This is a genomic window from Pseudoalteromonas sp. CR1 (assembly GCF_019392235.1).
Lineage (GTDB): Bacteria > Pseudomonadota > Gammaproteobacteria > Enterobacterales > Alteromonadaceae > Pseudoalteromonas.
Genome location: NZ_JAHXRM010000688.1, coordinates 1 through 229, shown reverse-complemented (window position 1 = coordinate 229; position 229 = coordinate 1). Strand labels below are relative to the sequence as shown.

1 protein-coding gene is annotated in these 229 nt (G+C 48.9%); it reads right to left on the bottom strand.

Annotation, left to right across the window (positions count from 1 at the left end):
* Positions 1-187, bottom strand: a 187-nt coding sequence (locus KZZ04_RS21030; protein WP_219424152.1) for a hypothetical protein, incomplete at its 3' end; no start/stop codon positions are given.
* Between the last annotated feature and the right edge of the window lie 42 nt (positions 188-229).

The following is a 229-nucleotide window of genomic DNA, read 5'->3' as shown; positions in this document are numbered from 1 at the left end:
CAATCACGGCCATATCCCCAGCAACCTCGCCTGTGGCGTTATTCACCAGTGAGTGATGCGCCGAAGCAAAGCCAGTGACCTTTTTCCCCTTCTTGATGGTGTGGGCCAACTCTCTCGCCCAAGGATTCTCTTTGGCGGAGAGGACAGCCGACCGAGTCGTGTAATAAACCTTTTTCTTATCTGACATTGTAGAAATTCCTAGTATGTTTCTTACTCAAACCGCTAAACA